This is a genomic window from Neoaquamicrobium sediminum, from assembly GCF_013240295.1.
GTDB lineage: Bacteria > Pseudomonadota > Alphaproteobacteria > Rhizobiales > Rhizobiaceae > Aerobium > Aerobium sediminum.
On the sequence record NZ_JABETK010000001.1, the window covers coordinates 2,262,501 to 2,287,717 of the forward strand.

General features: G+C 61.6%; 25 protein-coding genes (1 of these 25 only partly in view). 20 read left to right on the plus strand and 5 right to left on the minus strand.

What is annotated here, in order from left to right; genetic code table 11:
• Window positions 1-546: the start of a recombinase family protein gene (locus HK436_RS11235; RefSeq protein WP_173190118.1), read on the minus strand. 1,107 nt of this gene lie to the left of the window's left edge; 546 of the gene's 1,653 nt are visible here — the first part of the coding sequence; its start codon is at window positions 544-546; its stop codon lies beyond the left edge, outside the window.
• Between the two features lie 19 nt (window positions 547-565).
• On the minus strand, window positions 566-751 hold the full coding sequence (locus HK436_RS11240; protein ID WP_244648662.1) for a hypothetical protein: 186 nt from the start codon (window positions 749-751) through the stop codon (window positions 566-568).
• A 552-nt stretch (window positions 752-1,303) separates the two neighbouring features.
• Between HK436_RS11240 and HK436_RS11245 the strand changes: the two genes are divergently transcribed.
• From HK436_RS11245 to HK436_RS11310, 16 genes are all read left to right on the plus strand, one after another.
• Window positions 1,304-1,693, plus strand: coding sequence for a restriction endonuclease subunit S domain-containing protein (locus tag HK436_RS11245; RefSeq protein WP_173189683.1), 390 nt, complete (start codon window positions 1,304-1,306; stop codon window positions 1,691-1,693).
• Between the two features lie 10 nt (window positions 1,694-1,703).
• Window positions 1,704-3,257, plus strand: coding sequence for a type I restriction-modification system subunit M (locus HK436_RS11250; protein ID WP_173189685.1), 1,554 nt, complete (start codon window positions 1,704-1,706; stop codon window positions 3,255-3,257).
• The gene (locus tag HK436_RS11255; protein WP_173189687.1) at window positions 3,247-4,185 is read left to right on the plus strand and encodes a GIY-YIG nuclease family protein; all 939 of its coding nucleotides are present in this window, start codon (window positions 3,247-3,249) and stop codon (window positions 4,183-4,185) included. Before HK436_RS11250 ends, HK436_RS11255 begins: the two co-directional genes overlap by 11 nt.
• A complete protein-coding gene (locus tag HK436_RS11260) occupies window positions 4,182-4,829 on the plus strand; it encodes a restriction endonuclease subunit S domain-containing protein (protein WP_173189689.1) in 648 nt (215 codons plus the stop codon). Before HK436_RS11255 ends, HK436_RS11260 begins: the two co-directional genes overlap by 4 nt.
• Window positions 4,830-4,849: 20 nt before the next feature.
• Complete coding sequence (locus HK436_RS11265) at window positions 4,850-5,368, plus strand: restriction endonuclease subunit S (protein ID WP_173189691.1); 519 nt, start codon at window positions 4,850-4,852, stop codon at window positions 5,366-5,368.
• The gene (locus HK436_RS11270; protein WP_173189693.1) at window positions 5,368-6,708 is read left to right on the plus strand and encodes a hypothetical protein; all 1,341 of its coding nucleotides are present in this window, start codon (window positions 5,368-5,370) and stop codon (window positions 6,706-6,708) included. Before HK436_RS11265 ends, HK436_RS11270 begins: the two co-directional genes overlap by 1 nt.
• Window positions 6,705-8,360 (plus strand): DUF6119 family protein, encoded by a 1,656-nt coding sequence (locus tag HK436_RS11275; protein ID WP_173189695.1) that lies wholly within the window; start codon window positions 6,705-6,707, stop codon window positions 8,358-8,360. The genes HK436_RS11270 and HK436_RS11275 overlap by 4 nt, the downstream gene beginning before the upstream one ends.
• Window positions 8,357-11,590 carry a type I restriction endonuclease subunit R gene (locus tag HK436_RS11280; protein WP_173189697.1) on the plus strand — a complete coding sequence of 1,078 codons (3,234 nt, stop codon included), beginning with the start codon at window positions 8,357-8,359 and terminating at the stop codon, window positions 11,588-11,590. The genes HK436_RS11275 and HK436_RS11280 overlap by 4 nt, the downstream gene beginning before the upstream one ends.
• The gene (locus HK436_RS11285; RefSeq protein WP_173189699.1) at window positions 11,580-12,287 is read left to right on the plus strand and encodes a M48 family metallopeptidase; all 708 of its coding nucleotides are present in this window, start codon (window positions 11,580-11,582) and stop codon (window positions 12,285-12,287) included. Before HK436_RS11280 ends, HK436_RS11285 begins: the two co-directional genes overlap by 11 nt.
• Before the next feature lie 181 nt (window positions 12,288-12,468).
• Window positions 12,469-13,092 carry a type IV toxin-antitoxin system AbiEi family antitoxin domain-containing protein gene (locus HK436_RS11290; protein ID WP_173189701.1) on the plus strand — a complete coding sequence of 208 codons (624 nt, stop codon included), beginning with the start codon at window positions 12,469-12,471 and terminating at the stop codon, window positions 13,090-13,092.
• Window positions 13,082-13,993 (plus strand): nucleotidyl transferase AbiEii/AbiGii toxin family protein, encoded by a 912-nt coding sequence (locus tag HK436_RS11295; RefSeq protein WP_173189703.1) that lies wholly within the window; start codon window positions 13,082-13,084, stop codon window positions 13,991-13,993. The genes HK436_RS11290 and HK436_RS11295 overlap by 11 nt, the downstream gene beginning before the upstream one ends.
• Window positions 13,990-15,006 (plus strand): toll/interleukin-1 receptor domain-containing protein, encoded by a 1,017-nt coding sequence (locus HK436_RS11300; RefSeq protein ID WP_206680502.1) that lies wholly within the window; start codon window positions 13,990-13,992, stop codon window positions 15,004-15,006. Before HK436_RS11295 ends, HK436_RS11300 begins: the two co-directional genes overlap by 4 nt.
• A complete protein-coding gene (locus HK436_RS30530) occupies window positions 15,003-15,422 on the plus strand; it encodes a hypothetical protein (RefSeq protein ID WP_206680503.1) in 420 nt (139 codons plus the stop codon). The genes HK436_RS11300 and HK436_RS30530 overlap by 4 nt, the downstream gene beginning before the upstream one ends.
• A 127-nt stretch (window positions 15,423-15,549) precedes the next feature.
• A complete protein-coding gene (locus HK436_RS11305; RefSeq protein WP_244648664.1) occupies window positions 15,550-16,635 on the plus strand; it encodes an argonaute/piwi family protein in 1,086 nt (361 codons plus the stop codon).
• A gap of 110 nt (window positions 16,636-16,745) precedes the next feature.
• A complete protein-coding gene (locus HK436_RS31330; protein WP_244648666.1) occupies window positions 16,746-16,973 on the plus strand; it encodes a hypothetical protein in 228 nt (75 codons plus the stop codon).
• Between the two features lie 50 nt (window positions 16,974-17,023).
• Window positions 17,024-17,821: a TIGR02391 family protein gene (locus HK436_RS11310; protein ID WP_173189705.1), complete on the plus strand. Its 798-nt coding sequence runs from the start codon at window positions 17,024-17,026 to the stop codon at window positions 17,819-17,821.
• A gap of 76 nt (window positions 17,822-17,897) precedes the next feature.
• Here HK436_RS11310 and HK436_RS11315 read toward each other — a convergent pair whose 3' ends face one another.
• Together HK436_RS11315 and HK436_RS11320 are read right to left on the minus strand one after the other, a co-directional pair.
• Window positions 17,898-18,605, minus strand: coding sequence for a hypothetical protein (locus HK436_RS11315; protein WP_173189706.1), 708 nt, complete (start codon window positions 18,603-18,605; stop codon window positions 17,898-17,900).
• Between the two features lie 2 nt (window positions 18,606-18,607).
• Window positions 18,608-19,459: a hypothetical protein gene (locus HK436_RS11320; protein ID WP_173189708.1), complete on the minus strand. Its 852-nt coding sequence runs from the start codon at window positions 19,457-19,459 to the stop codon at window positions 18,608-18,610.
• Window positions 19,460-19,667: 208 nt separating this feature from the next.
• Between HK436_RS11320 and HK436_RS11325 the strand changes: the two genes are divergently transcribed.
• Together HK436_RS11325 and HK436_RS11330 are read left to right on the plus strand one after the other, a co-directional pair.
• The gene (locus tag HK436_RS11325) at window positions 19,668-20,630 is read left to right on the plus strand and encodes an ArdC family protein (RefSeq protein WP_173189710.1); all 963 of its coding nucleotides are present in this window, start codon (window positions 19,668-19,670) and stop codon (window positions 20,628-20,630) included.
• Complete coding sequence (locus tag HK436_RS11330) at window positions 20,627-21,004, plus strand: DUF2958 domain-containing protein (protein WP_173189712.1); 378 nt, start codon at window positions 20,627-20,629, stop codon at window positions 21,002-21,004. The genes HK436_RS11325 and HK436_RS11330 overlap by 4 nt, the downstream gene beginning before the upstream one ends.
• A gap of 168 nt (window positions 21,005-21,172) precedes the next feature.
• Here the strand turns inward: HK436_RS11330 and HK436_RS11335 are convergent, their stop codons facing one another.
• Window positions 21,173-21,793, minus strand: a complete 621-nt coding sequence (locus tag HK436_RS11335) for a CGNR zinc finger domain-containing protein (protein WP_173189714.1) — start codon at window positions 21,791-21,793, stop codon at window positions 21,173-21,175.
• Between the two features lie 90 nt (window positions 21,794-21,883).
• On the opposite strand from HK436_RS11335, the gene HK436_RS11340 reads away from it, so the two are divergent.
• A complete protein-coding gene (locus tag HK436_RS11340) occupies window positions 21,884-22,870 on the plus strand; it encodes an arginase family protein (protein ID WP_173189716.1) in 987 nt (328 codons plus the stop codon).
• 178 nt (window positions 22,871-23,048) lie between these two features.
• Window positions 23,049-25,160 (plus strand): ParB/RepB/Spo0J family partition protein, encoded by a 2,112-nt coding sequence (locus tag HK436_RS11345; protein ID WP_173189718.1) that lies wholly within the window; start codon window positions 23,049-23,051, stop codon window positions 25,158-25,160.
• Window positions 25,161-25,217 lie beyond the last annotated feature (57 nt).

Here is a 25,217-nt window from a genome sequence, read left to right on the forward strand (position 1 = left end):
GATGCGCCGGACGACCTCGGCTTGAGCCTCGTTTATGGTTCGATCGCCTCTGATCGGTTCGCCGTTGCCATCGAGCTTCTTTACGACGTCATAACCGTAGGCATTGCCGCCGCCCGATTTGCCGGCTTCCACGCGCCCGCGCTGACCTCTTCGCGTCTTGTCGGCCAAGTCCTTGAGGAAAAGCGCGTTCATCGTGCCCTTCAGGCCGACATGCAGGTGCGAGACCTCGCCCTCTGACAGGGTGAAGATCTTCACGTCCGAATAGGACATCCGCTTGAATAGACCAGCAATGTCTTCCTGATCGCGCGAGAGGCGATCCATGGCCTCCGCGAGGACGAGATCGAAGCGTCCGCGTGTGGCATCGGAGATCAGCGCCTGTACGCCGGGCCGCAGCAGCGAGGCGCCTGAGATGGCATGATCGGAGTATTCCTCGACGATGATCCAGCCCTGCTTCTCGGCATGGAGGCGGCACATACGGAACTGATCGGCGATGGAAGCGTCGCGCTGATTGTCGGAAGAGTAACGGGCGTAGATGGCGACCTTCAATGTGCGTCTCCCAAGGCGATCAGGAGCCGCGCGAGCCCTGCTTCTTGACTTTCTGCTCGTAGAACTCGCGAGCCGCCTGTCGCGCGAGAAACTCGACCAACCGGACGAGGCGAAGGTCGGGATCGCCCTCCGGCGTGAAGCTCAGCTCCGGCGCCTCGACGAGCAACGCCTCGAGCAGCTCTTCGCGCTCGCTCGGCACAGTCATTGATCTCGGTTGGCTTGCTTTCCGGCTCATAGACGCCAGAATTCACGCCGGATCGGCAATAAACAACTGAAATCACGTTGGAATATTCGGCGGTGTTGGGCTGGTTCATTCGCATCTCTGCGGGCTTCCGCGCATCGTGGCGGGCGCTGGCATAGCGAAATGACCTAGTTCGGCTTAGCGGTTTCGGCGCGTTGGGCATGTGAACTCCCGCCTCGCAACTCCGAGAGTCATGTGCGAACTCGGACACATCGCTCGTTGCGGTAATGATCTCGTACATCGCGCACCTCCAAAATAGCCTACTTGGCGGAGTCGTCCAGCGAAATTATCAGTATGAGATAGTCTCATACGAATTTTTCTTGTTAAAGGCCATGTTTCGACGCATACTGCCCAAATGAAGCATCTGAGCGACATCGCAGAGATTCTTAGCGGCATCCTTCCCCCGAAAGGCGTCGGCCGAGAAGCGGCATACGTACAGATCAAGGATTTGCGCGATTCCGACAGCGAGTTTCTTCGGGGGCGGCGCCAAAAGCAAGGCGGGCGACGCGTATTGCTGTGCGCGATCTTCTTGTGCCGTCACGTGGTGACCAACTCGCTGCGTTTCGTCCAACGCCGAACATGATCGGGGCCTTTGTTGGACTTGATGTCTACTTGGTCCGGCCTGCAACCCGGCGCGTCGATCCTGACTTCCTTTTCATTGCGCTCAACGACATCGCCGCTGTCCGGCAGCTGAAAGCCTCGGCGACGGCTGGCGCTTTGCCCCGCATTCCGAAGCACGCGCTGGAAGATGTCGTCCTACCCCTGCCGGCAATAGAAGAACAACGCCGCATCGCACGGCTCGGCATCCTCGCAGCAGACTGCGAGAGGCTTCAGCGCCAGCGCTTGGCCGCCGAGGCGAAACTCAACGCCGCCCTCATTTCACGATTGCTTAGAACCGCCGCATAGGAATGATCCCATGACCAGACCAGAAGACATCAACAACGCGGTATGGGCGGCGTGCGACACGTTTCGCGGCGTCATCGACGCGGAACAGTACAAGAACTATATCCTCGCGCTGCTCTTCCTGAAATACATCAGCGACGTCTGGAACAAGCATTATCAGGAAATGCTGGAGGAGTTCCGCGACCACCCCCAGCGCGACCTCCGCATCCGTCGCCGCCTTGAGCGCGAGCGCTTCAAGCTCAAGGAGATCGGGTACCGCAATGAAAAGGGCGAGGTCGTCGAGACCTTCCTCTCGAGCTTCGACAGCCTCTACGAGCGCCGCAATCGCGATAATGTCGGTGAACTGATCAACATGGTGCTCGACGCCATAGAACAGGCGAACGAGCCGAAGCTGAACGGCGTCTTCCGTAATATCGATTTCAACTCCGAAATCAGTCTTGGCCAGACCAAGGACCGGAACCGCCGCCTAAAGAACGTACTGGAGGACTTCGCCAAGCCGAGCCTCAATCTCAGCACCGTCAGCGAAGACGCGATCGGTGAAGCCTATATCTATCTCATCGAGCAGTTCGCGGCTGACGCGGGCAAAAAGGCTGGCGAGTTTTTCACCCCGCGCAAGGTTTCAGAAGTCGTCGCCAAGCTCGCAGCGCCGAAAGACGGTGCGCTGATCTGTGACCCGGCCTGTGGCTCGGGCTCGCTCTTGCTGCGCGCTGGCGAAGAGGTCGGGACGAATAACTTCCGGCTCTACGGTCAGGAGGCGAATGGGCAGACCGTCGCGCTCGCCCGCATGAATATGTTCCTGCACGGTCGCGATGCTGCCGACATCCGCTGGTGCGACACGATCAACGGCCCGACGCTGCTCGAAGGCGACCACCTGATGCGGTTTGACACGGTCGTCGCTAATCCCCCGTTCAGTCTCGACAAGTGGGGAGCGGAGAACGCGGAGGACGATCCGTTCCGGCGCTTTGCGCGAGGGGTGCCGCCGAAGTCCAAAGGCGACTACGCCTTCATCCTGCACATGCTGGCAATCGCCCGCCCTGGTGAGGGGCGTGTCGCCGTCGTCGCGCCGCACGGGGTTCTCTTCCGGGGCGGCGCGGAAGGGCGCATCCGTGAGAGCATCGTCCACGACAATCTCCTCGACGTGGTGGTCGGACTGCCCGCACAGCTCTTTCCTACGACAGGCATTCCTGTCTGCGTCATGGTGTTCGACCGGGCGCGCGAAGCCGGCGGCGCGCGCGAGAGCGAGCGCGACGTGCTCTTCATCGACGCCAGCCGCGAATTCGGCTCCGGGAAGCGCCAGAACCAGCTCCGCGACGAGGACGTCGCCAAAATCGTGTCAACCGCACGCGAACGCCGCGAGATCGAGCGCTATTCGCATCGCGCCTCCTTCGAGGAGATCGAGCGCAACAAGTTCAACCTCAACATCCCGCGCTACGTCGACACCTTCGAGCCCGAGCCGGAGATCGATATCCAGGCGGTGCAGAACGAGATCCGCGAGCTAGACCGCCAGCTCGCCGAAACCCGCGCTGAGATGAACCGCTATCTGAAGGAGCTCGGCATTGAAGTCTGACGCTGCAAATTACCGCGCGCGGCGCATCGGACGCACGCTGAAGCTTTTTCTCGTCGACGGATCGCCGACGGGTGTGATCACGGCCGAACTTGGCAACTGGTCAGGCAAGGCTGTTGTCGCGCCGCGAACCGCGCTGCCTGACCTCATCAAGCGCGAGGAAGCCTCGCGCACCGGCGTGTACCTGTTGATGGGTCCGGACCCGGACAATACTGCTCGCACCCTTGTCTATGTCGGTGAAAGCGACAGCGTGCGCACGCGGCTCGCCAGCCATGATTCCGACGATGCCAAGCAGTTCTTCACCCGCGTCTGCCTGATCGTTTCCAAGGACGAGAATCTCACCAAGGCACATGGACGTTATCTCGAAGCGCGCATCATGGCGCTGATCCGGGCAGCCTCGCGCGCCGTTCTTGTCAACGGGACCGAGCCCGAGTTTAAGGGGCTGCCGGAACCCGAAATCGCCGACATGGAAGGATTCCTGTCTGAAATCGAAATCTTGCTGCCTGTGCTTGGTTTCGATGTTCTGCGCCGCGCTGCGGAAAGCGGCGACGCTGACAGTCCGGCGCGCGCGGACGAACCGGTCTTCGCGTTCACTGAAGCCGGCACCGATGCCCGGGCGCGCGAGGCTGGTGGCGAGTTCGTCGTGCTCGCCGGTTCATTGGCGCGGGTGAAGGAAACCAACACCATCCATGATGGTGCAAAGGATCAGCGCCGCCAGCTCGTCGAGGACGGCGTCTTGGTGAGGACCGCCGATGGCCAGCACTATACCTTCGGCCGCGATGTCGCCTTTTCCTCGCCGTCTGGAGCTGCCGCCGTCGTCTACGGAGGAAACATCAGCGGCCCCGCGACCTGGCGGCGCGAGGGCGACGGGCTCACTTACAAGGACTGGCGTCAGCAGCAGCTCGCGCAGGCACAGGGAGGCGAGGAGTGAGTGCCTCCACAACGCTTGGAGACTTCTTCCGGGTTCGGAAGGAGAAGGGAGAGGCAGGTCTGCCCACGCTCTCCGTCACCATGAATGACGGGCTGGTCGACCGTGCCGACCTCGACCGGAAAATGGAGACGAACCTCGCACCCGAAGAACACCTGCGGGTCCGCGAAGGCGACATTGCCTACAACATGATGCGGATGTGGCAGGGCGCCTTCGGTCGGGCGGAGAAAGACGGAATTGTCAGCCCAGCATATGTCGTCGTCGAGCCACGCGAGAACATGGATAGCCGCTTCGCCGCACATTGGTTCAAGTCAGCGCGGATGATCTATCTTTTTTGGGCCTACTCGTACGGCCTCACGCAAGATCGTCTGCGCCTCTATGCCGACGATTTTTGTCACATACCTGCGGGTCCTCCTTCGTTGCCAGAGCAAAAAGAATTGCTGAAGCGCTCGATGCCTATGACCAAGCGATTGCGCGCGAAAACGCTTACGTTGCCGCTAAGAAACGTCAATTTAGCTGGCTCTATAAGGAAATATTTCCCGATTCCAGCGCGACCTTGCCGGATGGCTGGAAGGCTGAGCCGATTACCAGTGTTGCAAAGGTTCGCTTTAGCGGCGTCGACAAGAAATCCGCTCAGGGCGAGATAGAGGTTCGGTTGTGCAACTACATGGACGTTTTTAACAACCGTCGCATCACGGCAGACCTTCCCTTTATGGACGCGACGGCGACTGCCCGCGAGATCGAAGCCTTCGCACTGCAACATGGCGACGTTGTCTTCACGAAAGACTCTGAAACAGCCGAAGATATTGGTGCCAGCGCCGTTGTCGCAGAGCCTTTGGATAATATCATTTGTGGCTATCACCTCGGCATTGCTCGCGCGAAACCGAAACACGTCACTGGCGAATATTTAGCCTACGCCCTTAGACATCCTTGGGTGCGGGAGGAGTTTCGGAAAGCGGCAAATGGCGTCACTCGCTTTGGGCTGAACCTAGATGTCATGGACCAAGTCCATGTACTGGTGCCTTCTCTCGAAAGGCAGAAGGCGATTGCTGCTGCACTACATGCAGTCGAAGACGAAATCGCTATTCTGACAAAGCAAGCAGACGCTCTCCGACTTCAGAAGAAGGGAATCATGCAGCGATTCTTTGGCGAGGAAAGTCTCGTTGCGAACGAGGCCGCTGAATAATGGTGGCGGCCGGCGGCTACATCCTTCAGGTGCCGAAGGACAGACGTAAGCTGCTTCTCGACGAAGCCGAACACGGCGGTTCGTTCTATTCGCCGAAACCCTTTGTCTCGGAACCTGTTCCGCGCTTCGACCACAGCCGTCGCGCCCCGCTTGCCGTCTTCGCGTCCTTCGAGGATGGCTTCATCACGCACATCGCCGGCGGACGAAAAGGACAGTCAGCGGGCACAGGCCTCGTCCGTCTGAATCTCGAAGAACTCCAACCGCTGAAGCGGCCCGTGAGCTTCGATGAGATCCTTGCTGGTATCGACATACGCGTTGCCCGGCACGTCAAGCAGCGCCTGGAAACAGGCGGCCTGCTCCCGCCGAAGTCGCTCGGCGCATTTGTTGATCGTATCACGCAACTCGATGAGACCGTCAGCCCACGCCTTGCGCGCTATTCCGAGCGTCGCGCCCAAGCGCTGCGGCGGCTCGAGCCCCGTGCCCGCGAAAACCTCGCCTACCAGAAGGAAACGCTCGGCCTCGCACTCGAGATTGCTGGAATGTCGCGAGACGACCTTTTGGCGTGGACCCCGACGGACGCTCGACAGCAATCCTTCCTTGACGGACTTCCGGGCGCACAGGTTCGGGAAGATGCTATGCTTTTGTCCGACTTCTCGACCGTGCCGGGTTTTGAAGCTGTGGGCGAAACCACCCACTACGGCTCGAAGGTTTTCGCGAGCGAAGGGGACTCGTCGAAGCGGTTGACGGTGATCATGGCCAACCGTCTGCCCCTCGAACAACAGACCGGCGCCGACCTCATCTACTTCAACGAAGCCTACCGCAGCTTCGTGATGGTCCAATACAAGGCGATGGAGAAGCGCGAAGACGAGGTGGAATTTCGTTGGCAGGCGAAGGATCAGTTCTGCGACGAAGTTGAGCGGATGGAGAGCCTGTTGGAGGAGCTCAGGAAGCTCCCGAGCGGCGAGCACCCTGACGGGTTCCGTTTCTCGGACAACCCGTTTTTTCTGAAGTTTTGTCCGCGCGTTGTCTTCAACCCCGACGACAAAGGGCTCTTCAAGGGCATCTATCTACCTCTCGATTTATGGAAGCGGGCGGATGCCGCTGGTTTGTTCACGGGGCCGCGCGGCGGCAAGGTTCTGACCTTCAAGAACGTCGGTCGTCGAATCAACAATTCGGAGTTTGTCGGGCTCGTGGCCGGTTCGTGGGTAGGCACGTCGATAGAGCAATCCGCTGTACTCAGCGAGATTGTCCGGCAGGTGCTGGAAACCGGGAAGACCGTCACGATCGCAATCAAGCACACCCCGCCTCCTCATGCGCCCGAAATGGAGGCCGCCGGATGAGCAACACACAGAAGCTTTCAGTTCGCCTTTTGCGAGATGGCCTCGCCCCGGCCGACGCGGTCCGAGATGGCGTGGACCTGACGCCATGGGACAAGCTGGAAGGCGCACTCATTTCATTGGCAACGCTCGGCGGTGGCGCGCCGAAATGGGCGCGCTTCCTCGATCTGTCTGAAGACGAGAAAAAGAAGGTTTTCAACCACACAGCCTTCGGACTCGTGTTCGTCCAGGCGTCTGGACGCTGGTTCGCGGTGTCTTTTGGCATGGGTCACGTGAAGCTCGATCCTGCGGCGTTCGAGCAGGATTTTGGGCTGCGGGTTGTCCTCAACGCCGTTGACCCGAAGCAGTTGAAGAGCGCGGACGTGCGGACACCGGATGAGAATACCCTGTCCCGCCGTACGCAAACCAGCCGGGGCTCCGATCAGACTGCCTTCGCCATCGACATCGAGCGCGACCTTGTTCGTGGACTGGCAGGGACGCCCAAAGATGCAGGGTTCGGCTCCTATGTGGCCGGGACGGATGGCCTTACGCTCAACCGAAAGCTTGAGATCGCGGAGCTGGCCCAGGCCTGTGCGGACGCGTATGCGATCTACCAGAAGACCGACTACAAGACCGACTTCGGCTGGATCGATCAGATCCGCCACATCCGTGAGCAAGAATTGATCGACAAGCTGGACGCCAAGCTGGTCGAAGCTTTGGGGAAGGCGGTCGACGAAGGCGAGACCGACGGAATTCACCTCGCATTTCCGGTCATCTATGACCCTGAGAAATCAAGCCTCATCCGCTACAAGGGGTTTCGCAGCTGGCAGCTTTATGCCGACCTCGACTTGCCGGGTTACCTCGACGCATTGAAGGAGCGCGAGAAAGCCGGCTACTCGGACGAGGACCTCCGCAATCACACCGTCCACGAAGTCGATGATGATGGCCACGACTGTGGTGGGAAGTGGAAGTTGCGGGAATGCATCGTGTTCGAAACAGAACTCGATGGCTCGACCTACGTCTTCTCTGGAGGCCGCTGGTACCAGATCGACCAGAACCTCGCCAAAGAGGTACAGGATTTTTTCGACGCGACTAGCAAGGTCGGCATGCCTGCCGCTGAGGCTGACGAAACAGAAGAGACCTACAATAAGCGCGTCGCCGGTCTGGATGCGGACATGATCTGCTTAGACCGTCGGCTCATCAAGCCGACCGGTGCTGCGAGCAAGATCGAGGCCTGCGACTTTCTCGGCCGTGAGCGTCAATTGATCCACGTTAAGGACAAGACGTCCTCGTCACGACTCAGTCACCTTTTCAGCCAGGGGACCGTCTCCGCACGCGTCCTCGCGACCGACCCGCCGTCGCGCGACAGCGTCCGGAACGAAGTGATCGCGGTCCAGGCTGAAACCGGACAGACCGGCTACGAGGACATCATTCCGAATTCCGCAAATGACTTCACCCGTGGCGATTTCACTGTCGTCTACAGCGTCATTGCCGCATCGGATAAGCCGAAACTTCCCTTTTTCAGCTTGGTGTCGTTCCGCCAGGCTGCGCGCGAATTGCATGCTCTCGGCTACAAATGGGCTTTCGCCTGGATCGAGAAGCCAAAGTCTGGCGCGAAAGCGAAAGCTAAACGATCCACGAAGGGCACTGGAGAGGATGCGGAGGTCATAGAATGACCGAAAGCCCAAAATTCTCCCTTTCCGAAGCTGGTCGCGAGCAGCTTCAGGCGCTCATGACGCTGTCGGCGCTCGGCTGGCACTATGTCACGCGCGCGGAGGTCGATCGACAACGGCGGCACCGTCGCACTGGCGTCCTGCTTGAGGACACGCTGCGCACTCAGCTTGCAGCGCTTAACCGCATCCGCGCCAGCGGCCGCACGCATGCCTTCTCGGAGGGGAACATCGAGACGGCCGTCGAACGTCTCAAGGATGTCCGCTTCGATGGGCTGATGCGCACCAACGAGCGCCAGACCGACCTGATCCACCTTGGCGTCGCGCTGCCGCAGACGGTGGATGGACAGTCGCGCGAATGGCCGTTCCGCTACATCAATTGGGGCCTCGACGCGGACAGTATACGGGCGAACGCCTTCCATATGACGAGTGAGTTTCCGGTGGACTGGCCGGAGGGCGCGAGCATCCGCCCCGACATCGCTCTGTTCGTGAACGGCATTCCGTTCGCGGTCATCGAGGTGAAGCGGAGCCAGGAAAAGGTCGCGCAAGGCATCAGCCAGCATCTGCGCAATCAGAAGCCCGATCTCGGTGCGCCAAACCTGTTCTTCACGGCGCAGCTGCTCATCGCCGCGAATTCGCATGAGCCCCGCTACGCGACTGTCGGCACGCCGGCGAAGTTCTGGTCGGCCTGGCGCGAGCGCGAAGACGCGCCCGGTTACGTCGCCGAGGTCGTCAACCGCGCGATCGACACAACAGATCAAGACGCGATCTTCCAGGACTTCGGACTCCACCGCCGCAAGCATGACGGTCTGCGTGAGGCGGGGGACCGCTTCGTCACACCGCTCGACGAAATGCTGGTAAGTCTCTGCCGCCCAGAGCGCATCCTCGATCTCGCGCGCCGCTTCACGCTCTTCGACGGAGGTGTGAAGAAGGTGGCGCGCCATCAGCAATTTTTCGCGGTGAAGGACCTGCTGAAGCGTGTCGAGGCACGCGACGACGGCGGACGACGCGCAGGCGGCGTTGTCTGGCATACGCAGGGATCTGGCAAGTCGCTGACCATGGTGATGCTCGCGAAGTCTCTCGCGATGAGTGTTCCCACGGCGCGTGTCGTGCTGGTGACCGACCGAACCGATCTCGACGACCAGATCGATAAGACCTTCGCGGCGACTGGCCTGTCGCCCGAACGCGCCAAGACGGGCGAACACCTAGTCGAACTCATCGAAGCTAGGACGCCGGTCATCACGACCCTCGTTCACAAGTTCAAGGCCGGGCTAAACAAGCGCCGCGTGGTCGATGCAAGCACGGACATCTTCCTGCTCGTCGATGAGAGCCACCGCAGCCAGTACGGCGACATGGAAAGCCTGCACCAGAAGATGCGCGACGTGCTGCCGGGCGCTTGCTTAATCGGCTTCACCGGAACGCCGATTGCGAAGAAAGAGCGCAATACCTTCACCAAGTTCGGACCGCTCGTGCAGCCGGTCTATTCTATGAAGGATGCCGTCGCGGACGGTGCTGTCGTGCCGCTGCTCTATGAGGGCCGTCACGTCGAGGAGGATATCGACGAAGACGCGGTCGATGCCTGGTTCGACCGTGTGACCGTCGGCCTCAGCGAAACACAGAAAGCCGATCTCAAACGCAAGATGAGCCGCCCTCGGACGCTCATGGGCGTGTCAGCACGTCTGCGCTGCATCGCGTTCGACGTCAGTCGGCATTTCGCGGACAACTTCCAGTCTGACAGGCTGAAAGGTCAGCTCGTCGCGCCGTCCAAACGCGACGCGATCGCTCTGAAGAAGCTGCTTGACGAGTTCGGCGAGGTGTCCTCCGAGGTCATCATCTCCGGGCCGGATCAGCGCGAGGGCGAACACGCCATAGACGAGGAATCTGACGATGAGGTGGTGAAGTTCTGGCGCCGGATGATGGAGCGACACGGCGGCGAGGAGGGCTACAACAAGACCATAATATCAAAGTTCAAGGGGCCCGGCGAACCGGACATCCTGATCGTCGTCGACAAGCTGCTCACCGGCTTCGATGCGCCGCGCAACACAGTGCTCTACATGGCTAGACCGCTCCGCGAGCACGGCCTTTTGCAGGCCATTGCGCGCGTCAATCGTGTTTTCGACGAGGATGGCGCGCCTGAAAAACCCTTTGGCTTTATCATAGATTACTGCGGTGTGCTTCGTCACCTCGGCGAGGCATTGACCGCTAACGACGCGCTGCGGGACTTTGACGAAGCCGACCTGCAGCAGTCGGTCAGCGCAATCGCTGATGAAGCGCGTACGCTTCCCCAGAAGCACGCTGCACTCCTAGATCTCTTCGTTGGCGTTTCGAACGTCTACGACGAGGAAGCCTATGCACGAGAACTCGCAGACGATGCACTGCGCGATGACTTCTACCGCCGCCTCTCAGAGTTCTCCCGCACGCTGACCGTCGCTGTCAGCTCCCGCGTATTCATTGAGGAAACACCTGCGGACCGGCTGCAACGCTGGCGAACCGATGAAAAGCGCTTTCTCGCGCTGCGCGCCCATGTGAAGGCTCGTTACGCGGACGCGGTGGACTGGAGCGACTACGAGCGACGTGTGCGCAGTTTGCTCGACCAGCACGTCACCGCGCACGAGGTCACGACGATCGTGGAGCCCTTAGCCGTCTTCGACGATGGGGCAATCGAAGCGGCACGGAGCGAGAAAAAGCGCTCGGATGCGTCGATTGCGGACGAGATTGCGCACCGGACGCTCCGGACGATTGAGGAGAAGTGGGACGAGGACCCTGTCTTCTTCGAGAAGTTTTCCAAACTCATCCGCCAGACCATCGATGACTTCCGTCGCGGTCGCCTGGACGAGAAGGCCTATCTCGAACGCATCCGAACGCAGCGCGACAAGCTCGACGCCCGTGACGATGAAGACGATCCCACGCCGCATCAGCTGCGGGGCAAGGGCAACGAAACCGCATTCTGGGGGATTGCCAGAAAGGAACTGCGCCGCGTGGGGATCGATGATCCCCGCCTTTCAGTGCGTATTTCGCTGTCGCTAACCGAGATCATCGAGAAGCGTCGGCGCGTTGGATGGCAACATGACCGTGACATTCAGAATGACATGCGCAATGCGATCGATGACTTCTTTTTCGATGAGGTGATGGGCCCCGGCGGCGTGGACCTCGACGCAGCCGTGATGGACAGTATCGTCAATGAGGTGCTCTCGGCCGCACGGGTCCGCATGCAGGACGATGGCCGTGTCCGCTGATGCTTGTTTCCAATGGGGGCGACGACGGGTTACCTACCGCGTCAGTCGGGATGAGCGAAGACGTCTGAAGATCACCGTCGCGCCGTCCGGCATGGTGGATGTAACTGCGCCGGTCGATGCAACGGATGAGGAGGTCCATGATCGAGTTCGCCGCAAGGGTGGGTGGATCGCTGCGCAAATCGCTGACTTCGAGCAATACCGTCCGAGAACGCCACCTCGGCAATATATCAGTGGCGAAACGCACCTTCTGAGAGGCGTTCAATACAGACTTCGCGTTCGACAAGGGGCTGCATCCCGCATCTCTCTGAGTGGCGACAGGATTGTCCTTGAAACCCCGCACACCGAGAGCCTTATTCACAAGGCGGCGCTGCTGCACCATTTCTATCTTGAAGCACACCAAGAATTTCCGCTTCGCCTACTGCAACTGGCCCCGCTGTTTTCATCCGAAGGGATGGAGGTGCCGAAGTTGATAATCCGTCCGATGACAAAACGGTGGGGGAGTTTTACACCGAAAGGCAGCTTGGTGCTCAATCTAGATCTTATCCGAGCGCCGATACAGTGCATCGACTATGTCATTGTTCATGAGTTGGCACACGCTTTTGAGCCCGACCATGGGCCGCGCTGGCGCCGCCTGATGGACAAGGCGATGCCGGACTGGCGCGATCGCAAGCAAAGACTCGAGACAAAGCTCGTGTAGTTTCTCTTTCAGCGATGCCGCCCGCGCGATCAGCACAGTCTTGTGATATAACCTCTGCAGTTCTGCGAATGCGGTGAGGAATTGTCACACGAGTGCTGGGTGCGCTGCCTTCAACAATGAGATTTGAGGAGTTGCTAGCGATGTGATAAAACCTCTGCACTTCTCTATAAGAGCAGAGCAAATGTCATCCCGCAATAAGACACAGCGCGACACGGCCTGCGACCTCTTCCGCCAGACGGGGCTTGTCCGCATGCGCGATCTGCGCGAGGCCGGTGTCGGGGCCGAGACCGTTGCCCGCCTGGTTCGCGAAGGCGTTGTCATGCACGTGGCGCGCGGCCTCTATCAACTTGCCGACGCGATGCCGGATCCCCGGCGCAGCTTCGCCGAGGCCTCGGCCCTCGTGCCCAGGGGCGTGATCTGCCTCACATCCGCGCTGCAGTTTCATGAACTGACGCTGCAGATGCCCTCTGCCGTGTGGATCGCCATCGATCGCACCGGATGGAAGCCCAAGGTCGAATATCCCCCGATCCGCTTCGTGCGGTTCGGCAGTCAGGCCCTCAGGGAAGGCGTGAAACGGCATCTCATCGAGGGCATCGAGGTCCCGATCTTCGAGCCCGCCAAGACGATCGTCGACTGCTTCCGGTATCGCAACAAGATCGGGCTCGACATCGCGCTGGAAGGCCTTCGCGAAGGGCTGCACACCAAACGCGCCACGCCGGACCAGCTATGGGAATTCGCGCGCTCCGCCCGTGTCTGGTCAGTGATGCGGCCCTATGTCGAAGCGATGGTCGCCGATGGCGCGTGAGGTCCACAATATCGGCGCCTCGGTGCGCGCCCGGCTTCTGGACCGCGCCCGTGCGCAGAAGACGGATTTTCAGATACTCCTCACGCGCTACGCGCTTGAGCGGCTGCTCTACCGTCTCAGCGTCTCCGACCAACGCGAGCGGTTTGTCCTGAAGGGAGCGATGCTCTTCGCCGTCTGGCGAGACGATCCGTTCCGTCCCACTCGCGATCTCGATCTGCTCGGCCACGGCGACCCCGAACCCGCCGCAATTGCCGAGAGCGTCCGGTCCATCTGCTCGATGGCCGTGCCTGACGACGGCGTCGTCTTCGACGTTGCCGGTATCGAAGCCGCGCCTATCCGCGACGAAGCCGAATACGCTGGCGTGCGCGTCAAAACCAGTGCAACGATCGCAGGAGCGCGCGTGCCCATCCAGATCGATGTCGGATTTGGCGACGCGATCACACCCGGCGCACTCGAGATCGAATATCCCGCCCTCTTGGACGCGCCGGCGCCAGCGCTGCGCGCCTATCCGCCCGAAACCGTCGTCGCCGAAAAGACCGAAGCGCTTGTCTCGCTCGGTGTCGCCAACAGCCGCATGAAGGACTTCTATGATCTCTGGGTGATTGCACAGACGTTCACGTTTGAAGGCGGGGTCCTTGCGAAGGCCATCCAGCGCACCTTCGAACGGCGCCGGGCATCCTGGCCGGAACAGCTGCCCGCCGGCCTCAGCGACGCCTTTGCCCACGAAAAGGATACCCAGTGGCGGGCCTTCCTGGCGCGCGACCGGCTCGGAGCGGCGCCCGCTTCGCTCGTCGAAGTCAATGGCGATCTGCGTGCCTTCCTGCAGCCTGTGCTAGCTCGAGAGGAGCTGACTACATGGCCCTCCGGCGGCCCTTGGACGCACAAGGAGGCCGTCTCATGACGTCGCAGTTACCCCGCACACTACAGGAGGCAGAGGGAGAGCCGCGCGAGGCCGTCTTCATCAGTCACGCTGCGCCAGAGGACAATGCGTTCACGATCTGGCTGGGCGCCAAGCTTGCCGCCATGGGCTACGAAGTCTGGGCAGACGTGCTCAAGCTCAAGGGTGGTGACGACTGGCAACGCAAGCTCGAAAACGCGCTGCGCCACCGTGCCGGCAAGATGCTGCTCGTCGCCAATCCCCGAGCGGTGGACAAGCAAGGCGTGCGCAACGAGATTCAGATCGCCTCCGAGGTCGCGCGCAAGCTCGGCGACGCCGCCTTCATAATCCCTCTGCGTATGGAGCCATTCGAGGCACCCTTCCTGATCGCACATGCCCAATACATCGACTTCACCCGCGGCTGGGCGCACGGGCTTTCGGAGCTGCTAGAGACGCTGCAAGAAACCTATCGTGTCCCGCCCAATGCCGGGGGTGAGGAGAAGATCTGGCGCGAAATCCAACTCATTCACGGCAAGACGCTTGTCGCCGAACCAGAGCGGCTGATCTCAAACTGGCTCTCGATCGATCAACTGCCGACAAAGATCCGCTATTACGAATTCAAGGGGCAGGTGTCCGAGCGTCGAGCCCAGGCCCAGATGACCGAAGCGCCGTGGCCGTTGAAGCCGTTTCGCCGGGGCTTCCTCACCTTCGCTCGCATCCACGATCTGCAAGACCATTTCGGACCAAACCTTCCGATCAGGCCGAAAGAGGAGCGGCGCGTCGCGGGCTTTCTGGATAGTGGCTGGTCCAAGCTCGATATCGGACGGCTCGACGCCCGCAACCATTTCAGCGATCTCGCCCGCCAGGCGTTTGAAAAGCTGTTCGCTGAGCGCGGCCTTCTCCAATACGCGCTGTCAGGTACCCAGTCGGCATGGTGGCCTCCTGTCGATATCGCGCCGACGACGAAGATTGGCTTCCGCTGGGGGATGTCGCCGGTCTGCGCCAGATCCAAGGCGTATCGCTCAAGCGGCAGATGAACTGGCATTTTGCTGTGAGCGTCGCCGCGCGCTCAGCGCCTGTGCACCATGTTCGAATTGTCAGCCGCCTTGTCTTCACAGAAAATGGCCACAAGCCATTCGACGATCCCGCAAAAATGCATCGGCTCCGGCGCTCCTTTGCCAAAACCTGGCGCAACGCCCGCTGGCGCGACATGCTCCTCGCCTTCCTGCATTGGCTCGCCGAAGGGCGGAACTCGCTCTCCGTACCCGTCAGTTCCGAAGAAGGCATTGTTCTCGGATTGCCGCCGATGTCCTGGCAGGTGCCGGTCAGCCTACCAGTCGAGGACGAAGCCCCCGAGCCGGACGATGACGATCCCAGCGACGACGACGAGCCGGACGAAGCCGACGGTCCCAGCACGGCCGATGGCCCCGAGGAGGCGGGCGATGACGCCTAGGCCGCAACCATTCACGCCTCGGATGCTGTATCTTGAGGAACCGCAGTTGGAATTCCGCCACGGGCAGCGCCTCGTCTATCCCCGTGACGGTCTTTATCTCTACGGACCCGTCGGGGACACAAAGGAATTGCCGACCATCCGTTACGGGGTGATCGGCACACCGGACGGCGTGCGCCGCTTGAAGGCCTGGGCGAAGACCATGGCGGGCTTCATCGACATCCCGGTCCCGGGGCCGCGGTCGCGGGCCGTCGAACCGCAGCACGTGCCTTTCCCTGGCTTCGCCGAAGCCTTCCATGCCGACTGGCCGGTCGAACCGCCCTGTGTCGTTGACAATCTGGATCCCGAGGAGATCGAGCGAACCCTCCGGATCGCCAACCGCCATGAGGCCGTGCGCGGTACTGTTGATATGTTCGTGTCCCGCCTCGTCGCGGAGAACAACCGGCTAGAGAGCGCGCCGCAATTCTGGTTCGTCGTCATTCCTGAAAAAGTCTACGAACTCGGCCGACCGAAATCGACGGTGAGACGCGATGAGCGGGTCGCCGGTGCGGTGACCATCTCGCAACGCCGCGCGCGGGCGTTGCAAAGTCAACCGACCCTGTTCGGCGACGACGAGCGCGAGGCCGAGGTCTATCAATATGCAACGCATTTCCGCCGGCAGTTGAAGGCGCGACTCCTCAAGGAGCGGATCGTCACGCAGATCGTGCGCGAAACGACCCTGGCACCGGGCGATTTCCGCCGCGAGAGCGGAATGCCCATCCGGCGCGTCGAGGACCCTGCGACGATCGCCTGGAAACTCGGGACCGGCGCCTATTACAAGGCAGGCGGAAAGCCGTGGCAGCTGGCCGATGTCCGCCCCGGCGTCTGTTATGTCGGCCTGGTCTACAAGCGCAGCGAATTGACCAGCGACAAGCGGCATGCCTGCTGTGCGGCGCAGATGTTCCTGTCGGACGGCGAAGGCGTCGTCTTTCGCGGCGCTCTCGGCCCCTGGTTCCAGACCGACACGAAACAGTTCCACCTCGATAAAGACGCCGCCCAGAACCTCATCAAGATGGTGGTGGGCGAGTACACACGTCTGCACGACGGCCCCCCACCGAGCTCTTCATCCACGCAAAGTCCGCCTTTACGGATGACGAGTGGCGCGGCTTCTCATCCGCTTGCGGCAATGAAACGAACCTCGTCGGCGTTCAGATCGGTGACACCCGCGATGACCTGAAGCTCTACCGGCCCGGCGAGTATCCGGTTATCCGCGGCACGGCACTTCAGATCGGGGAACGTCACGCGCTGCTCTGGACGTCCGGCTACGTCCCGCGCCTCGATACCTATATGGGACCGGAAACCCCGAACCCGATCTCCGTGCGCGTTCTTCGGGGCGATTGCGCTTTGACGACCGTACTCGCCGACGTGCTCGGCCTCACCAAGATCAACTTCAATTCCTGCCTGCACAACGACCGGCTGCCGGTGACGATCCGATTCGCCAACGCCGTGGGTGATGTCCTGATCTCAGCGCCGATGGATGGAGAACCGAAGCTGCCGTTCAAATTCTACATCTAGTGCCGCATGGCAGCGCCAAGTTGATGACGCGACAGAACCGAGAACAAAAGATGGCTTTCTTCACACAGGACCAACTGGAGGCGATAGCAGGAGCGCTTGGCGACACAGATGCCGGCCTGACCGGCAGTGAAATTCAATACCTGCTTGCATCTAGCAGGATGGCGGATCCCGGTCCCATTACGAAGCGTGTCCGCATTTACAACGCCTTCGTCGAAAGCCAGAACAGCAAGAAGAATCGCACAAACATTCTCGAATTCATCCGCCTTGCGATGAAGCCGGCGCGCTACAGCCGTGAGCCGGAACGCTATGAACCCATGCGCGCGCTTCTGAACCAGGCCCTGGCTTTTGCCGGCCTTGTCGTTGACGACGCAGGCAATCTGACAAAAACCGATGCCGCGCATACGTTGCCGGAGGCACAGCGCCGTGCCCGAGATTTGAGGGCCGATCTGGAAGGACGGGGAGTCCATCCGGACGTTCTGAAATTTTGTCGGGCCGAGCTCCTTGCCGACAACTACTTCCACGCCGTTCAGGAAGCCGTGAAAAGCGTCGCGGACAAGATGCGCAACTGGACCGGATTGACCGATGACGGTGCCGCGCTCGTCGATCGGGCCCTCGGCGGTGATCCTCCGCTGCTGGCGATCAATTCGCGCACCACCGCGAGCGAACACAGTGAACAAAAGGGCTTTGCCAACCTGGTGCGCGGGACCTTCGGGATGTTTCGGAATCCCACGGCGCACGAGGCCCGCATTCGCTGGGTCATGACAAAAGAGGACGCAGAAGATCTGCTGACAATCGTTTCGCTGATCCACCGCCGCCTCGACCAGACTCGCATGCCGCCGCGGGTGTAGTTTGGCCTCTGCCGGCACATACGAGATCGCCTCACGCCATCAGATTGTCGTTCGCGAACCGCCTTAAGCCGAGGCCTCAGGATCCCTGCTTGACCGGATCATGGCGGCGCGCCAAGACACCTGGTACCCGCTCTTCGATCCAACCCGCGAGCTTCTCCACCTCTGTGATCGCCGCACCCAGATCCTCCTCGGTGATCTCGAGCCTGGGGGCAAGCAGAGTTTCGGGGTCGGCACCATCGTCGACCCACATCCTGAGCTCGCCTTCGCTCGCGAAAATCAGGTCGCGATGCCTCGTCAGGGTCTTGGGATCATGCCGGGCACCGAGCATTGACAGGTGCTCGCCATGCTGCGCGCGATTGCGCGCCAGCACGATCTGCTCAATGACGTCGAAACGTACCGGGCAATCTGCCCAGTCGGTTTCGAGCAGTTCGCCAAGCGCACCTTTGTACGCCGACAGGAAGCCCTCTTTCTTCGCGATCGCCCTGCCCTCCGCACTCAGGCGGAAGCCCAGCTGCTGTTCCAGTGCTTTGAAGTACAGCTTGAGGGCATCGGACAGAAGCGAAACCGCGGACCGTCCGACAACCTGTGACGCCTCATCGGCTTCGATCCACTCCTCGAGGTAGGCCGGTTCGCCGTACTCGGGATCAAAGGATGGCGGCGGCTCATCATAGGGGCTCTCCTCGGCGTCGATCTTCCGCTGAACCTCACGGAACGGTTTGACCCCCGTGGAATAGTAGCGCCCGATGAAGCGTGTCCGCAGACGCAGAAAGAACGCCGCGTCCACGTTCAGTCTTCCACTTTGACGGCCGCTTCGGAAATCGCGGCAACCTCGGCGCCCGGCTCATCCAAGCCCATATCTTCGGCCAACACCTCGTCAATCGCCTCTCGTTTCAGCCAATCGATCCATTGCTGCAGGAAAGCCCGGTAGTCGACCATTTTGATCCGGAGGAAGTGGAGCTTCGTCGGGTTGTACGACCTGTCCGTACTCACAAAGGCGAAGCGCCGCACTGGAGCCCCCGAATTCGAGCGGCCATGCTGATCCAGGTACAAGACACCGCCATGGGCCAAGGCGTTGCGGAGGATACGGCAGAAAGTGTCGGCGGAAAGGGATTTCGCATGTTCAATCGCCTCTGGTTTATCGAGTTGTGCCGCGACGGCATCAGGCAATCCCGCGACCGCGAGGTTCGGAAAGCTCGCCCCTTTTTCCAGCGACGCGTATTGCCACGGGCCGGTGAAGAACTTCGCCTCGTGAACCTCTCCCTTGAGGTCGATGGCACGATCGATGGCGTCTGCGAGTCTTGTGTTCAAGACCGCGTCATTCATGTGACCCTCGGCGTGCTTCTGCTTGTATTTCAGGATGCGTTCGATGGGCAGGATTACGATGGGCATGGAGACGGACAACAGAAATGTCGCCTTCAGTGGCAGCCTCGTTCCGTCTGAGTCGGTTAGCTGCTCGTACAGGTCGCGAAGGAGTTGATGCGCCCGCTTCGGCACCTCGAGACTGAAATGTGTAGGACTCCCCATGGGCTGACCCTCCGTTCGAACAGAATATGCCAGCATGGCACAGAACCGCGAAGACTTCAGATTGCCGAAAGACTGGGAAAGCTCGAAGCGGTTGGAGGGTTTCACAGTACTCACGTGTCCTGCCTTTGGATACGCACATCGTCTGCCCATCCAGAATGTCCTGGAGGGGGAAGGCCTTCCCCTGCGTCCGAGCCTGTAGTCTCGCCCGACCCCTTCTGCGGGGACACCCCGCAACGCCCCGAGAGTGAGAGTGCGGACCGGTTTATCGTGACGGGTTGAAAGCCGAGGGAGAGGCCCTTGGCGCCCGTCGCGGAGAACCGCGATGTCCAGACACAAGCGAAACGCCGGCGCCAGGCGCGACCGGTCCAATCTCTATTCCGAGATCACCGACAAGATCATCACCGAGCTGGAGGCCGGCCGGGTGCCCTGGGTCCAGCCATGGGGCACGGCGGCGGCGAAAGCGCAGCTCGGCCTTCCGAAGAACGCCTCGACCGGCCGAACCTATTCCGGGATCAACGTGCTTCTCCTGTGGGGCGCGGTAATCGAACGTGGCTTCACGGGCCAGAGCTGGCTCACCTTCCGCCAGGCGCTGTCGCTCGGCGGCAATGTCAAGAAGGGCGAGCGCGGCACCACTGTCGTCTATGCCGACCGCTTCGTGCCCGAAGACGAGAAGCGGCGCGCGCGCGAGACCGGCGAGGAAGTCCAGGCTATCCCGTTCCTGAAGCGCTTCACGGTCTTCAACACCGACCAGTGCGAGAACCTACCCGAGGATGTCGCGACCGCAGCGCCGCCGGTCCCGACGGGGCTGATCGAACCGCGCGTCGAGGCGCTGATCGAAGCCACCGGTATCGATTTCCGGATCGGCGGCGACCGCGCCTTCTACGTGCCGGCGCACGACTACGTGCAGGTGCCACCGCCGCAGGCCTATTTCGAGCCGATCAACTGGCATCGCACGGCGCTGCACGAACTCGGGCATGCCAGCGGCGCTCCCCACCGGCTCAACCGTGATCTCTCCGGCTCCTTCGGGTCGAAGAAATACGCCTTCGAAGAGCTCATCGCCGAGATCAACGCCGCCTTCTGCTGCGCCTCGCTCGGCATCGAGCCGACGGTCCGGCATGCCGATTACATCGGATCCTGGCTGGAGGTTCTGCGCGAAGACAATCGCGCCATCGTCCGTGCCGCCAGTCAGGCGAGCAAGGCTGCCGACTGGCTTCTGAGCTTCCTGCCTGAACATGACCAGCAGCGCGATGAGGAAGAACGCCCCCTTGACAGGAGGGTGGCATGATCCTCCTGACCGACGACCTGCGCGATCTCCTGCTCGCCAATGGTCGGCAGCGCGATGTCGACCATGTGCCGGTGGTCAAGTTCTTCGACCCGCTCGGCGCCGGCACCTGGCTCGCCACGGAGCTGGATGCCGACAACGATACCCTGTTCGGTCTCGCCGATCTCGGCTTCGGCTGTCCGGAGCTCGGCAGCTTCAGCCTGTCCGAGCTGACCTCGGTGCGCCTGCCCTTCGGCATGGGCATCGAGCGGGACATCCTGTTCGAAGCCGCATTCCCGCTATCGGTCTATGCCGAGGCGGCGCGTCAGGCGGGGAGCATCGTGGAGAGCGAACGGCTGCTCACGATCAGTGCCGCGCCCCTGCGGGGCGGACATTGACGTTCGTTCCGCTCCGTCGGTTCGGTCTTCTCGCTGTCGCGACGGCATCACGCTGGAGCAACTCACGGCCTTACCGTCTCGTCCGACCATTCGCGGAAGGAGCGGGTCCGGGAGGCGATCTAGCACAGCTGGTCGATGGAACCCAACCAGATCCGGAGAGGCTGGCCCTCACTCGCCCGCTTTCCTCTCATAGTGACGTCGTGACTTGGCGGCGTTGCCGCAGGTCGCCATATCGCACCATCGGCGGCGCCCCGCCTTCGACCTGTCGATAAAGAGCCAGCCGCAGTTGGCGCCGTCGCAGATGCGCAGCCGGTCGGTGTCTACTGTCCTGGCCAGTTCGAAAGCCTGATACGCGAGCCGGTCGGTGATGACGCCAAGCAGGAGCGCTTTCCTTTTCGGTTCAAGAACGAGACGTCCCTCTTTTATATTGGGCGCATGGCTATCGGCCGCCTTGCGCCAGCGCGAGAAGAGGCTCTCGATCACACGGCTATCCGGTGTGGTTTCGCGAGCGATGGCACAGAAATACTCATGAATGTCTTCGCGCAGAGACCGCGCCTGCCGAAGCGCCATGCCCGCCGCCTTCGGCTCGATTTCTGCTTGTCGCCTGAGGGCGGCACTTAATTCATCCGGAATCACGCCGGCCTGCCGCGCCCAGCCGGCGAGGCTATCATAGCCATCGAGCCAGTCGCGGGGGTTGCCGTTCCATCCAGCAATGGTGTTCGCAAAGTCTAGCGCCGGCTCGCCGCCGACGAAATCGGCGGGCGAGAAGGCATGAGATTCAATGCACACCGGTAAAACATGCTTCAACGGTTGACGACTTTCCAGTGCCTTATATAACCTTTATAATGAAGTTTACCGGTTGTATCGAAGGTTTCACAGATGGTCAATCGACGCCCCATTGTCGCCGCAGCCGCCGCACAGTTTCGCCTGATCACGGCGCCGACCAGTCTGGGACTGCGCCCTCCCGCACCGGGTGTTGAACCCGGCACATGGCGGGCGCCCGAAGTCCTGTTGAAAGCAGGACTTGAAGGCGCTCTCGGCAATCCGGATGTCACAGCGCTGTCGAAGCCCGCCTATCATGAAGAGGGTGAAGATGGTACGCGCATTCGAAACGGCCGCGCTATTCGCGAATATATGTTCGCCATCGCCGAGGCCGTAGGCGACGCGCTGTGCGTCGGCTCATTCCCCGTAGTCATAGGCGGCGACTGCACTGTCGTGCTTGGCGCCCTAATCGCGCAACGCCGCGCAGGAGGAAAAGGCTTGGTCCACGTCGACGGACACAGCGACTTCTTTCATCCTGGCAACTACGACACGACCTCACGCCTTGGCGCGGCGGCGGGTATGGACCTCGCCCTTGCCACGGGACGCGGCGAAAAGCTGTTAACCGAGTGGGACGACGTCGACGGACCACTCGTCGCGGAAGAAGACGTCATTCAGATAGGCGAACGCGAAGCAGTCCTGCCTGATTACGCCTTCCATGACATGGATGGCACAAGAATTTCCCGCATAATGATCGAAGACGTCCTGTTGGCGGGCGTGGACGATACCGCCGATCGTGTCGATGCGCATCTGGCGGAACGCGGGCTCGAAAAGGCCTGGCTGCATGTGGATCTCGATGTCCTCGATATGAAATTCATGCCAGCGGTCGATTGTCCGGGGTCACCGGGCCTCGATTTCGATCAACTGGCGTCGCTTGTTTCCGGCCTCGCGGAAAGCGACCGCATTGTTGGCGCTGACTTCACGATTTACGACCCCGACCGCGATCCGGAGGGAGCCTACGCCGGCTCAATCGTCGATGTCATTGCCAGAGGCCTCGCGCCCATCGCTCGGAAAAGCTTCGTCGAGAACCCTCCGCCTTCGATCTGAACCGCCGGGCGGCCCTGCGTCACGTTGAAATTCACCGCACCAGCCCCGTTTGCGGCCGAAGCTCCAGGCGGCCCTGTCTCTGAGTTTTCAAACGAGAGTGAGAGGGCTGCGCCCTGTTTCCGTGACGGGTTGGAAGCCGAGAGAGAGGCTCTCGGCGCCCGTCGCGGAGTAACTCACCATGGCAACCGCAAGCCAGAAGATCACGCTCAGCGCCTCGCGCGACATCCCCTTCAACAAGCTGGTGCTCAGCCAGTCCAACGTCCGGCGGGTCAAGGCCGGTGTCTCGATCGAGGAACTCGCAGAGGACATCGCTCGCCGCGGTCTCCTGCAGAGTCTCAACGTCCGCCCGGTCGTGGATAGCGACGGCTGCGAGACCGGCATGTTCGAGATTCCCGCCGGCGGCCGCCGCTACCGGGCGCTCGAACTTCTCGCCAGGAAGAAGCGCCTCGCCAAAACCACGCCGGTGCCCTGCATCGTGCGCGAGGTCGGCGGCGACATCTCCGCCGAGGAGGACTCCCTGGCCGAGAACGTCCAGCGCGCTCCGCTGCATCCGCTCGACCAGTTCCGCGCTTTCCGGACCCTCCGCGAGCAGGGTCTGAACGAGGAGGAGATCGCCGCACGCTTCTTCGTCTCGGTCAACATCGTCAAGCAGCGGCTCAAGCTCGTCTCGGTGTCGGAGAAGCTGCTCGACATCTATGCCGAGGACGGCATGACGCTGGATCAGCTCATGGCCTTCACCGTCTCGTCGGACCATGCGCGGCAGGAGCAGGTCTGGGAGGCGATCGAACATAACTGGTCGAAGGAACCTTATCAGATCCGCCGCATGCTGACGGAGAACACCGTCCGCGCGTCCGATCGGCGCGTGCGCTTCGTCACCGTCGATGCCTATGAAAAGGCCGGCGGCGCCGTCATGCGCGACCTGTTCCAGGACGACGACGGTGGCTGGATTGAGGACGTGCCGCTGCTCGAACGGCTCGTCGCCGACAAGCTCAAGGCCGAGGCGGAGACCATCGCCGAGGAAGGCTGGAAGTGGATCGAGGTCGCGGCCGATTTCCCTTACGGCCATACGCACGGGCTGCGGCAGCTCGTCGGCACGCCGGTCGTTCTGACCGACGAGGAGCGCGCGAGCCGCGAGGCCCTGCGCGAGGAGTTCGACCGGCTCGAAGCCGAATATGCCGAGGCCGACGAGTTGCCCGACGAGGTGGATGAACGGTTCGGCGAGATCGAGACGGCGCTGGAGGCCTTTGAGGATCGGCCCATGCGCTACGACCCTGCCGAGATCGGTCGTGCCGGCGTGTTCGTCGGCATCGGTCATGATGGCAGGCTGTCCGTCGATCGCGGCTATGTCCGTCCCGAGGACGAGGCGCCCGAGACCGATGATGACACCGGCGCGGGCGTCGATCGCAACACGGTGACCGGTTCTAGCGGCGCCGTGCAGGGCACGGTGATCATCGTGGGCGGTGAGGCTGAGAACTCTGATGAGGAGGAAGATTCGGTCAAGCCGCTGCCCGAGCGGCTCGTGACCGAACTCACGGCGCATCGCACGCTCGCCCTGCGGGACGCGCTGGCGAACAATCCGCATGTCGCGATGACGGCGCTCCTTCACAAGCTGGTGCGCGATACCTTCCGGCATGTCTCCTCGACCGGTTGCCTCGACGCCTCCGTCCGCCAGGTCTTCTTCCCCGTTCAGGCCGACGATCTGAAGGACAGCCCGTCCGCCAAATCCGTCGAGGAGCGGCAGGAGGGGTGGCAGGCAGACCTGCCGAGCGATGACGACGCGCTCTGGGTGAAAATCGACGGGCTCGACCAAGCAAGCCGCCTGGCGCTGCTCGCCCATTGCGTCTCGTTCGGCGTGAACGCGCTCTATGAGAAGGCCAGTCCCTACGGTGCGGGTCCGACGTCCCAAGGCATGCAGCAGCGCATCAACGCGGCGGATCGGCTCGCCCGTGCCGTGGGGCTCGACATGGTGGAGATCGGCTGGCGGCCGACGGTCGACAACTATTTCGGCCGCGTGACCAAGCCCCGCATCCTCGAAGCGGTGCGCGAGGCCAAGGGCGAAGAGACCGCGCAGCTCATCGACCATTTGAAGAAGCCGGACATGGCTAAGGAGGCCGAACGCCTTCTCGCCGACAGCGGCTGGCTCCCCGAACCGCTGCGCCTCTCCACGCCCGATGACGTGAACACCGACAATGACGGCGCCGAGTCCGATGCGCTTCCGGCCTTCCTCGCCGACGACGAGGACGCTGACGCCGACGGCGCCGACGATCCACAGCCGGTCGCGGCCGAATGAACCAAGGGCGGGGCGGCTCCGGCCGTCCCGCCGTGCATTCCCACCAATCTCCATCGC